Source organism: Pseudoalteromonas sp. GutCa3 (assembly GCF_002836155.1).
Taxonomy (GTDB): Bacteria; Pseudomonadota; Gammaproteobacteria; order Enterobacterales; family Alteromonadaceae; genus Pseudoalteromonas; species Pseudoalteromonas arctica.
The window spans coordinates 59,877-71,643 of the sequence record NZ_PJBK01000036.1; the positions used below are offsets into that span (position 1 = coordinate 59,877).

General features: G+C 38.0%; 10 protein-coding genes and 1 tRNA gene. 4 read left to right on the forward strand and 7 right to left on the reverse strand.

Annotated features, from left to right (window positions below):
* Positions 1-24: 24 nt before the first annotated feature.
* Positions 25-2,880, forward strand: coding sequence for a valine--tRNA ligase (locus CXF64_RS08070; protein WP_101216771.1), 2,856 nt, complete (start codon positions 25-27; stop codon positions 2,878-2,880).
* A gap of 113 nt (positions 2,881-2,993) precedes the next feature.
* Here CXF64_RS08070 and CXF64_RS08075 read toward each other — a convergent pair whose 3' ends face one another.
* Positions 2,994-4,244, reverse strand: a complete 1,251-nt coding sequence (locus CXF64_RS08075) for an outer membrane protein transport protein (RefSeq protein ID WP_101216772.1) — start codon at positions 4,242-4,244, stop codon at positions 2,994-2,996.
* A 294-nt stretch (positions 4,245-4,538) separates the two neighbouring features.
* Here CXF64_RS08075 and CXF64_RS20945 point away from each other — a divergent pair, with 294 nt between their 5' ends.
* Entirely contained in the window at positions 4,539-4,862 is a 324-nt protein-coding gene (locus CXF64_RS20945) for a hypothetical protein (protein WP_007587288.1), read from the forward strand.
* On the opposite strand, the gene CXF64_RS08085 is transcribed toward CXF64_RS20945, so the two are convergent.
* Positions 4,822-6,036 carry an HD-GYP domain-containing protein gene (locus tag CXF64_RS08085; RefSeq protein WP_007587289.1) on the reverse strand — a complete coding sequence of 405 codons (1,215 nt, stop codon included), beginning with the start codon at positions 6,034-6,036 and terminating at the stop codon, positions 4,822-4,824. The genes CXF64_RS20945 and CXF64_RS08085 overlap by 41 nt on opposite strands.
* Before the next feature lie 352 nt (positions 6,037-6,388).
* Between CXF64_RS08085 and CXF64_RS08090 the strand changes: the two genes are divergently transcribed.
* Positions 6,389-8,152, forward strand: coding sequence for a lysophospholipid acyltransferase family protein (locus CXF64_RS08090; protein ID WP_101216773.1), 1,764 nt, complete (start codon positions 6,389-6,391; stop codon positions 8,150-8,152).
* Positions 8,153-8,260: 108 nt separating this feature from the next.
* Here the strand turns inward: CXF64_RS08090 and CXF64_RS08095 are convergent, their stop codons facing one another.
* From CXF64_RS08095 to CXF64_RS08105, 3 genes are all read right to left on the reverse strand, one after another.
* Entirely contained in the window at positions 8,261-8,965 is a 705-nt protein-coding gene (locus CXF64_RS08095) for an NRDE family protein (RefSeq protein WP_101216774.1), read from the reverse strand.
* A gap of 1 nt (position 8,966) precedes the next feature.
* Positions 8,967-9,500 carry a hypothetical protein gene (locus CXF64_RS08100; RefSeq protein WP_101216775.1) on the reverse strand — a complete coding sequence of 178 codons (534 nt, stop codon included), beginning with the start codon at positions 9,498-9,500 and terminating at the stop codon, positions 8,967-8,969.
* Between the two features lie 214 nt (positions 9,501-9,714).
* A tRNA-Arg gene (locus CXF64_RS08105) sits at positions 9,715-9,789 on the reverse strand.
* Between the two features lie 246 nt (positions 9,790-10,035).
* Between CXF64_RS08105 and CXF64_RS08110 the strand changes: the two genes are divergently transcribed.
* Positions 10,036-10,218: a hypothetical protein gene (locus CXF64_RS08110; protein ID WP_007587299.1), complete on the forward strand. Its 183-nt coding sequence runs from the start codon at positions 10,036-10,038 to the stop codon at positions 10,216-10,218.
* Positions 10,219-10,221: 3 nt separating this feature from the next.
* Here CXF64_RS08110 and CXF64_RS08115 read toward each other — a convergent pair whose 3' ends face one another.
* Both CXF64_RS08115 and pnuC read right to left on the reverse strand, forming a co-directional pair.
* Positions 10,222-11,028 (reverse strand): phosphotransferase, encoded by an 807-nt coding sequence (locus tag CXF64_RS08115; protein ID WP_101216776.1) that lies wholly within the window; start codon positions 11,026-11,028, stop codon positions 10,222-10,224.
* Positions 11,029-11,031: 3 nt separating this feature from the next.
* Complete coding sequence (pnuC, locus tag CXF64_RS08120) at positions 11,032-11,649, reverse strand: nicotinamide riboside transporter PnuC (RefSeq protein WP_101216777.1); 618 nt, start codon at positions 11,647-11,649, stop codon at positions 11,032-11,034.
* Positions 11,650-11,767 lie beyond the last annotated feature (118 nt).

An 11,767-nucleotide genomic window follows, 5' to 3' on the forward strand; every position in this document is an offset into this window, starting at 1 on the left:
AGTACTTATTTAAGGTTCTGTGTAATGGATAAAACCTACAATCCGCAAGATATTGAACAGTCTCTATATCAAGACTGGGAACAAAAAGGCTACTTTAAGCCATCTGGCAAAGGCGTACCATATTCAATTATGATCCCGCCGCCAAATGTCACTGGTAGCTTACACATGGGCCACGCCTTCCAAGATACAATAATGGATACCCTAACGCGTTTTAAACGTATGCAAGGTAACAACACATTATGGCAAGTAGGTACTGACCACGCAGGTATTGCAACGCAAATGTTAGTTGAGCGTAAACTGCATGCCGAAGAAGGCAAAACACGCCACGATTTAGGCCGCGAAGATTTTATTAATAAAATCTGGGAATGGAAAAAAGAATCGGGCGGCACTATTACCAAGCAACTTCGTCGCCTTGGCGCATCGGTTGATTGGGATCGTGAACGCTTTACCATGGACGATGGCCTATCTGAAGCCGTTAAAGAAGTGTTTGTACGCCTTCACAAAGAAAACCTAATTTACCGTGGTAAACGCCTAGTAAACTGGGATCCTAAATTACACACTGCTATTTCTGATCTTGAAGTTGAAAACAAAGACAAAAAAGGCCACATGTGGAACTTACGTTACCCACTAGCTGATGGCGTTACAACGCAAGACGGAAAAGACTACATAGTAGTAGCAACTACCCGTCCAGAAACCATGCTTGGCGACTCAGGTGTTGCAGTAAACCCTGATGACGAACGCTACATAGATTTAATCGGTAAAGAAATTTTATTACCTATCGTTAATCGTCGTATTAAAATTGTTGCTGACGAACATGCCGATAAAGATAAAGGTACGGGCTGTGTAAAAATAACCCCAGCGCACGACTTTAACGATAACGAAGTGGGCAAGCGTCATCAAATGCCGATGATCAACATTTTCGATAAAGACGCCGCTATTCTTACCCAAGGTGAAACATACACCTTTGACGGTAAAGAGCTTGAGTTTGATGCGCCAATTCCTGAGCGCCTACACGGCCTTGATCGTTTTGCAGCGCGTAAAGCAATTGTGGCAGAATTTGAAGAACTTGGCCTACTTGAAAAAGTTGAAGACCATGGTTTAACGGTTCCTTACGGCGATCGCTCTGGTGTGGTAATTGAGCCACTACTTACCGACCAATGGTATGTACGTGTTGCACCACTTGCTGAGCCTGCAAAAGACGCTGTTAAAAACGGCGATATTCAATTTGTACCTAAGCAATACGAAAACATGTACTTCTCGTGGATGAACGATGTACAAGATTGGTGTATTTCACGCCAGCTTTGGTGGGGTCACCGTATCCCAGCTTGGTACGACAATGAAGGTAACGTATTTGTTGGTCGCGACGAAGCTGAAGTACGCCGTGAAAACAACATTGCAGATAGTGTAACGCTAAGCCAAGACGAAGACGTACTTGATACGTGGTTCTCATCAGCGCTTTGGACGTTCTCTACACAAGGTTGGCCAGAAAATACCGATGATTTAAAAACCTTCCACCCGTCTGACGTGTTGGTAACTGGTTTTGATATTATTTTCTTCTGGGTTGCGCGCATGATTATGATGACGCTGCACTTTGTAAAAGACGAAAATGGCAAACCACAAGTTCCGTTTAAAACCGTGTATGTAACTGGCTTAATACGTGACGACAATGGCGATAAAATGTCTAAGTCAAAAGGTAACGTACTTGACCCACTAGACATGATTGACGGCATTGAACTTGAAGACCTAGTACAAAAACGTACTGGTAACATGATGCAGCCAAAACTTGCCGCTAAAATCGAAAAAGATACGCGTAAAGTATTTGCAGGCGGTATTGAAGCACACGGCACCGACGCCCTTCGCTTTACCCTTGCTGCAATGGCATCTACCGGTCGTGATATTAACTGGGATATGAACCGCCTTGAAGGTTACCGTAACTTCTGTAACAAATTATGGAACGCGAGCCGTTACGTATTAATGAATACAGAAGAGCAAGACTGTGGTTTTGCAAACGGTGCTCAAACGGAGCTTTCATTAGCTGACCGCTGGATTTTAGGTCAATATGAAGCAACCGTTAAAACCTACACAGAGCATTTAGATAACTACCGTTTTGACTTAGCTGCTAACACACTTTACGAATTCACTTGGAACCAGTTTTGTGATTGGTACTTAGAGCTAACTAAGCCGGTATTATTTAAAGGTAATGAAGCGCAGCAACGTGGTACATGTAATACACTTATTACCGTACTTGAAAGCTTACTGCGTTTAATGCACCCAATGATGCCATACATCACTGAAACTATTTGGCAGCGTGTTGCACCACTTGCAGGCCTTGAAACAGCAAACACCAGCATTATGGTTCAGCCGTTCCCTGTATATAATGAAGCAAGCGTTGATGCTAAAGCGATGGACGACTTAGAGTGGGTTAAACAATTCATTTTAGCTATTCGTAATATTCGTGGTGAAATGGATATTAGTCCAAGTAAACCACTTAGCGTATTACTTGCTAATGCATCGAGCGACGACGTGCGACGCATTGAAGAAAACAAATCATTTTTAGCATCACTTGCAAAAATTGAAGAGTTTACAATGCTTGAAAACAAAGACGACGCACCAGCATGTGCAACGTCTTATGTTGGCAACCTTGAGATCATGATCCCAATGGCGGGCTTAATTGATGTGGAAGCCGAGCTTTCGCGTATTAATAAGCAACTCGAAAAAGCAGAAAAAGGCCTAGCACAAGTGCAAAACAAACTCGCTAACGAAAAGTTTGTAAACAACGCACCTGAAGCTGTACTTGCTAAAGAAAATGCAAAACTGGCTGAATTTAGCGATGCTAAAACTAAGCTACTTGAGCAAAAAACTAAAATAGAAAGCTTATAAGCTTTCATAAAATGCCTATTAACACTATTTAATAGGCATTAAAAAAGCCGCTCACTTTAATTAAAGTGAGCGGCTTTTTTGTGCCCTGTGATTAACCACAAGACACTTCTACATTAAAACTTGTAGTTGTACTGAGCACCAATAAGTACTGCATTACCTTCTGATTCAAACTCAAATCCATCTTCTTCAAAGTTCTGAGTTTTACCACGGATAATACTTACACCAAGGTCAACGTTAGAGTTTTGATCAATTGTGTAGTTACCACCGAATGAAAGCCAGAAACGATCGGTATCTGGGATAGAGATCGACAGGTGATCTTGTGATACTGGAGACTGATCAAATGCTACACCAGCACGAAGTAATAAATCTTCGTTATATTGGTAATCTGAACCAACAGCGAAACGGTATGAATCAGAGAAGCTTTCATCTTTATTAAATGCGCTAAACTTATCGCCAGTTGGAGCTGTAACTTGTGCTTCTAATGAATCAAAGCTACTCCAACCTGTCCATAAAATACTGTAATGAAGACCAAGTTTTTCATCTAACTGATGAGAACCTGAAAACTCAGCTATTGCAGGAAGTGTGATTTCGACAGAGCCAGGTAGTTCAGCTCCATTCAATCCACCAAAAGCTGTTGGTATTTGATTCGAGTATTCACCTTCGAATGTAATATCTGTTTCTGTACGATAATTAAAACCAAAACGGCTATTATCATCTAGCTGATACATTAAACCAACATTTAAAGCGTAACCTGTATCATCACCTTCCAAGTTCACAACTTCATTATTTGCAGCAAATGGTAAACCAGAGCCAGCATGACGCACTATTGTTGCGTCAGCGTAAATTACGTTTAAGCCAATACCATAGCTAAACTTTTCAGTAACTTTATAAGCAACGCTTGCATTTAAGTTAACGGTGAAGATTTCTGTTTTACCAGCAATCTGTCCTGCTGAGTAGTCATCGTCAAAGTCTGTTGACAAACCAAAGTTAGAAAATGCACCAAAACCAATCGATACTTTATCGTTGTAAGGCATAGTAAAGTAAGCTGCTGGTACCACTGCACTTGGTGCAATGCTATCGTCATCTAATGAAGATTGATCAATACCAGCTGGCGCGCCTTCACCTTCTAAGCTTACATCTGGAATTACACCAATAGCAGCAACACTTAGTTGCTTTTCTTTAAATAAAGTCATTAGTGCAGGGTTACGTGCAACTACAGACGCGTCGTCTGCGATAGAAGCTTCACCAGCGTATGCACGGCCTAAACCCGATGCATTTTGCTCTGATAATTGAAACGCAGCTGCAAAGCTATCAGCTGAAACAAATGCAAGCGAAGCTGCAATAATAGTTTTAGAAAATTTCATTGTTGAGTCCTTAACCAAACTGACCGTCTGGGTACTATGTGTGTTGTTATTAGGATTTAAAACTTTGCTACACTACCTTAATTTTTTGTAAAAAACTCTATGAAAGTGTCAAAAAACAGCAAAAAAACCGATTTTTAACCACATTTTAACGACAAATTAACGGTAATTTAAAACTCATCGGACTAGAAGTATGGTATTAGAGCAAACACTCTAAATGTAATTAATTATCATTTAGATTGACTTGAAATTAGTAGCAACTTACACTCATTATAAAATCGCAATGGAAGTAAAACTGTGATCATTTTATTTATTATTACAGGGCTAATATTTTGTGGGGCGAGTGTGTTTTGCTTTTACAAAGCAAACTACTGCGCATGTACTCAAGCAGGACAATGCGATAACCCCGTAAACCATTATTGGTTAGGGGCAATGTTAAATGCGTTGATCTCTTTAGCGCTGTGTTGTTTTGCATTGCACGTAGAGCTAGGCACTTTGTTATGGTTAACACTGATGGGAAATTGCTTTTTGGGTGCGTTTATTTCTGCAAAACAAACTAAAAAAAGGCAATGCAGTAAGGCTAGTTCAGCAAATGCTCTTTTAGCAGGCGAGACAAATTAATCTGATAATCTAAGGGCTTAACACTTGATAGTATTTTAAGCTCTTGGGTGTGCTCACTTAAATCTATGTCTTTCGGTGTAACATGATGATTGTGCTTAGCATTATAAAATAGCTTAATTTTAGGTTTAATAGGATTTAATACGTTCCCTTCAAGCACTAAGGCTAAACGTTCATTCGTTAATTTTACAATAGTTCCTACCGGATGAACCCCTAAACACTTTATAAAACGTTGTACTAACTCACCATCAAACAATTGCTTATTGGCTAATAAGTACCGCAATGCGTTGATTGGTTCATCACCATCTTGATGCATTCTATCGGCAGTCATTGCATCGTACACATCTACAATTGCCATTATACGCGCTGGACGACTTAACTTCTCTGCCTGTAGGCCTCGCGGATAACCAGAGCCATCTAAGCGCTCATGATGATTCACTATCATATCAAGCATAAGGGGTGTTATACCCTTCTCGCCTTTAACTAAACCCAAACCTTGCGCTACATGCTTTTTAATCGCTAAGAGCTCATTATTAGTAACCTTAGTTGGCTTTGAAAATATACCCTGCGGTAATTTAGCTTGGCCTAAATCATGAAGTAACGCGCCCATGGCAAGCTCTTGCACAACAGCCATTTTGTACCCTAAGTATTTAGCAAATACAGCGGTAAAAATGGCGCAGTTGATCATATGCCGCCAGTTATAGCTGTGTTTATCTTTTATACGAGTAAGAATAGTCATGGCGTTGGCGTTACGAAAAACTGAGCTGACTATTTCGCTGGCTATTTCATCAAGCACTTTTATATTAACACTCAGGCCAGATGTTAAGTCACCGTATAACGACTGTAGCTTTCGGCCATGCTGATCGTAATTGACACTCGCTTTAGCAAATTCTTGTTCAATTGAGATTGCTATAGGTGTTTTTTCGGCTTTTTGCTGGCTATTAGATGTTTTAGGTTTGCTTTGAGGCTTATATTTGGCAGGAACTGGGGCATCGCCTTTAGCAAAATCTATAAGCAGCTCAAGCACCCCTTCAGAGACTAAACGCTTAATAATAGATCTATCGCGTACTAAGCCACTGGTCTTAATTTTTATGCTATTGATCCCTTCATGTTGCTTAGTAACGCTATCAACATACATACCAGGAGTAAGCTCAGACACGGGCAAAGTAATTAGCATAAAGGCGGGATTTTTCTATTAAGGAATATGTACCTTAAATAGCATTAATTAAGCCTAAAAGTCTAGTTTTTGAGTTGTAAGTAGTTATATATAACTAAAACCATTATTTACAGCCCTATTAGAGCTGCACTGTAATTCTGATTATTTTACTTTTTAATAATTAAACGCTTTCATCTCAACTACACTAAATTGCTTATCACTAAAAAGCAGGTGATTTAGTTATAAAATTTATCTAATCATTATAAAAAAGCGAACTTTATTAACCTTTCTTGAACATAATATTGTTTTGCCTCGGTCTCAATATACACAGCACTTAATAACAACTGCTTTAAATTCTTAAGAGTACTAATATATGACAAAACTAAACCACCCCGTATCAAACCTAAGTGTGGCTGCAATAAACACAGCCTCGCCTTTGGGTCATATATTAAAAGTAGCCGCTCCACTGCTCGATAGCTTATTAGGTATAAATAAACTGCGTGATATATACCTCTCTAATAATTTATCGGGTTTAGATAAGCAGGAGTTTAGTGAAAAGCTTTTAAATGTATTGGGTATTAATGTACTTGGCGCACAAAGTGTTATTAACAAAATACCTAAGCAAGGCCCTTGCATAGTAGTATGTAACCATCCTTATGGCATGATTGAGGGCGTAATAATTGCCAAATTACTCACCCATTATCGTAGCGATACTAAAGTAATGGCTAACGTTGGTTTAAAAATATTTACAGAAATTAAAGATTATTTTATTTTTGCCAATCCGCTAAAACCAAAAGCAGCCATTAATACCAGTGCAATTAAACAGTGTTTTAAACATGTAAATAACGATGGTTTACTTGTGGTTTTTCCTGCTGGCAGGGTTTCGTTTTTTCAATCAAAAAAACAACGTGTAACCGACGGTCAATGGAATCGCTTAGCGGCTCAACTAGCCTTAAAAACACAAGCCCCTTTATTACCTGTGTTTATTAGTGGTCAAAATAGCCCTATGTTTTACAATTTGGGACGTATTTACTACCGATTTAGATTATTAATGCTAATACGTGAATTACTTAAAATTCAAAAAAGGTCCATTAATTTAGGTGCTGGTAATTTACTTACACCCAAGTTATTAAATAAATTTGAGAAAACTGACGACATTAACGATATTGCGCGCCTGCTTTGCTATTTAAACGATGAACGCTTTGTAACACCTTGGCAAGACGATGCCCAATCAATGCAACTAAAAGCGATTATGCAGGATGTCGATAAAACAAAAATGACGAGTGAACTTGCTAGCTTACCAAGCGAGCAGCACTTATTAGACTTCAAAAGTTACTCCGTTTATTACGGTTATCAAGATCAAATACCTAATTGTGTTGCTGAAATAACACGCCTTAGAGAAATAACCTTTCGTACATTAAACGAAGGAAGCGGCGAGCCATGTGATACCGATAAGTTTGACGCAAGCTACATGCATTTATTTATTTTTGATCATAAAAATGAAGAGATTATTGGAGCTTATCGAATTGGACAAACTGATTTATTACAAAAAAATAGCGACGTGAGCGCCCTTTATTTATCGCAAATGTTTAATTTTGAACCCTCTTTTATTAATCAACAACAGCCGTGCTTGGAAATGGGTCGCTCGTTTATAGTTCAAAAACATCAAGGCAGTTACCATGGCTTATTACTGCTATTTAAAGGGATCGGTGCGTTTATGGCGCATAACCCACGTTATAGGACTTTATATGGCACGGTTTCATTAAGTAAGCTTTACGACCCTCGTTCTGTCGCAATCATTGACCATGCTATGGTTAATAATAAACAAGGTGTTAGCGCCAATACGCCTTTTAATAATAAAATTCATCCAGAGTTTGAAGACTTCATTAATGATCACGCGTTAAACATAGATCATGTATCAACATTGGTTATGGGAATAGAAGAAGATAAAAAAGACATACCGATTTTATTAAAGCAATATCATAAGCTAGGCGCTCAATTTCATTGTATGGGAATTGACAGTAACTTTAATCACACCCCTGGATTACTTTTAAGTGTGCACCTACCAAGTGCGCCTGAAAAGCTACTTAAGCTCTACCTTGGTGATAAAAAAGATGATTATATAAATCACTCATAATTTTCATCTGCTGTATTAATACAGCAGATGAAAATAGAGCAACAAAAAAGTCGACGCAATTAATTGCGTCGACTTTTTTAGTTATGTAACAGCTATAAAAATATTTAGTTAAGCTGTAGCCACTTTTAAACAACTAATGCTGCTAATGAGCTGAGACTGCTTATCAAAATAATTAAAGCGTATAGTGTTACCAACTTTAATATGGCTAATACTGACTGTCATTGCATCTTCTCTTTGCATATTTACACCATATTGGCCTTGCTCGGCTTTGCTGTAATGAAATGCTAAAAACTGCTCACTTGCAGGATATCTTAAGTCAATAAGTTGCTTAAATTGTTGTTTACGCTTTTGTGTAACTGTTTCTAGCTCAACGCCAGACGACGTTGCAAGCGATTCAACTTGGCAATCGATTAATTGTTTTGTGTCCCATCGAACAAAAGCGATGTGACCATTATTTAGCGATAATTTATCCGGAAAAATACACAATTTAAAAGGCGCGTAACCCGATAAATCCATATTTTTTAATTGAGACAATGCAGGGGTATTATTGCTTAGTAAATGCGGGATTAAGAGGCCTCTGCTGTGCTTTACGGCAGTTATATCAAATGCACTTTGATAATCGTTTAATAAAGCTAATGTTTGCCCCCAATGCGATACACCAAGCCAAGTACCACCGCCTTGCGGATCGATAGGGTAAATTGCGTTATCTGTGTGCTTACTCGGGGCGAGTGCCATTTCTCGCGTTTTTTGTTCATCACGATTAAAAAACAACTCGTAGCCATCATCAGTTAGGAAGTAACTTAAAGTGCACATATTAACTTTGCAGTGATTTTAATTGGCTTTGTTGGCTTTTTTCTCTCAAAAAAGTAGCTGTACTTGGTGCTAACCCAAAGTTCTGGTCGAATGATGCTTTTTGTGCAAAGGTAATTTGTGAAATCATCGCATAGTGATGTACTGCATGGCTTCCTACAAATATAAGCTCTCGTGCTAATGAGGTTGTTACAGTTTGTACATTTTTACTTTTAATTGATACTTCGCTTGAAAGTAACAGCGGTTTATTAAAATCATCTGTACTTAGCTGTTCAATCCACGATGCTATCTCGGCAATTTTTTTTATAGCTTCACAGGGGTTACTTTCAATATTACTGCCGCGTAGGCGACTATCGTAATCAATATTATTTATACCAAAGCCCGTTATTAAAGATTGGTAATGATCGATAATGTGGCGCATATGTGACCCAGCTGAACTAATGAAATTAGGAGCAACGATTTGCGAATAATCCTCTTTAGTTACACTTTCAAGATAAGCATGTCCTTGAGCGAGTATTTCTAACTGACTATTTAACATTGAATCGGTTTTCCTCATTTATAATTTCGTCGTATATGCATACATAACGTTAGATAACATTTTGAATAATGCAATTTTGCATTGTATAAATAACTAGAAAGCTGTTCTTACAATAAAATTTCAAAATTTATGCAGTAATACATTTTTAAATACAAAAGTAATTAATGAGAAGCTAGATAATATAGAAAGGAATATTAGTAGATGTAAAAGCAAATGGCGCTCTCGGTAGGGATCGAACCTACAACTCAGCCTCCGGAGGGCCACGTGATATCCATTTCACCACGAGAGCACATTTGTTGCCGCCACACCAACTCGCGATATCAGTGCTTTAGCATCAGCAATGATAAAGAGATCTTTAAATAAATACCAGTAACATCAGCTTATATGCTTATTAATTAAACTCTTTTAAATAAAACACTTCACAATGGCTTAAAAACACGCTATTTATTCTTATTGAATAGGAAACAGTAACGGTTTAGTAACATTGAAACTATGATTGTCGCTGTGCGGATGGATTTAATACGAGGAAATAATGATGAGTTTAATGTCTACTGAGCAAGTTGCTGAGTTTTTAGGTGTAAAAGTAGAGCGTGTAAAACGTCTCTCTAGAGAAAGTTTATTAATTGCTAAATCAGAAGATGAAAATGGTGAACCACAATTTGATACAGCCGAAGTAACAAAATACAAAGAGCTCGCCGAGCGCTTTGGTGGTCTTTAACATCTATAAAAAAGTATTATTAACGAGTTTAGTTAGCTGCGCGCGTAACATTACAGATTTACTAGTTATGCTGCGCTCTTCATACCAGCCAATACATAACACTAAAAAAAACAGCTTATAGTAATTCAGCTTATCCATTGAAGGATTAAACGTTTTTGTTTTATCAACGCTATTTTTATAGCTATTTAATAACGCTGTTTCACTGCTCTCATTAAGATTAAAGCTCACTGCAAGGGCTGCCAAATCAAAATACACATCGTTAGTTTGTGCATATTCAAAGTCAATTAAATACATGCCTGAAGCATTTACAATAATGTTGTCTTTTACTAAGTCGTTATGACAAAAACCTGCATTAAATGACATAGCTGCAACTGCTTTGAGTGCCTTCTCTATTTGAGGTTTATATTGCGTATATACGCCGGTGTTTTGATAAAAATGAAGCTCTTTAGCTATATCCATTGGCGCGGTAGACACTTTGTAATTGTGCACTTGAGCAAGTTTATTAATAAAGCTAAGCGTTATATCCGATTGCCCGCTCTTGCCTTCAATATAATTAAATACCGCACGACCATTTTCTTTATCAAGCCAAATAGGCGCAGGACATATATTAAGCTCACTTAAAAAGCGCTGCGCTTCAAGGCCGTCACTTGGCCAATGGCTTTTATAACACTTTAATAAATACCCTTGTTGCTCGGTACGTATTAAAAAATTATCGTTACTAAAGCCATTAAGTAATCGCTCGCTTGAAACAATGCTTGTGGGCTCTATAAACGCACTACACATTTTTACTAACTGAGTATGCTCAATCATTGATTAAAGCTGTGCTAGAGGCTTAGCTTGGCTTTGTTCGTACTCTTCGTACCAGGTTTTAAAGCCCCACGCTGCCATAATGGTATAAAATATAAAGAGTGCTAGCGTTGGGTAATAGCCTTTTTCGTAATATAAATACATAGAAGCAGCATCTATTACAATCCAGTACAGCCAGTTTTCGAGGACTTTTTTAGCCACTAAGTAAGTAGTTACTACGGCAAAACACGTTGTAAAGCTATCAAGATAAGCAAAATCGGCATGAGTATAGTTTTGCATAACGTAACCAATACCTATTGCAGCTACGGTTGTTAAACTAATTAAAACAGCATGACGGTTTATCGACCACGATGTAATATTTAAATTTGCAGCCTTGCCTTTACGCCATACAACCCAGCCAAATACAGCCATATACATATAATAAAAATTAAGTAATGACTCCATAAGCAATGCGCCATTCCAGTACATTATTGTATAAATGAGCGTGCTAAAAAATGCCGCTGGCCAACACCATAAGCTTTCTTTTATTGCTAATAATAAATAAGCCATCGACAACCCTACCGCAATATATTCCCAATGCGACATTGCTGTAAAACCACTTAAGGTTTGTGTTAAAAAGTCCATATTATGCAGTTACCGTTTAGTTGTGCCGATTGTTATACCAATCTGCTTATATACGGGGTCTATTTAACGTTAAGAAAATTACGCTAGAACTAGGCAAAAATTTTTGTATCTAGTTGTT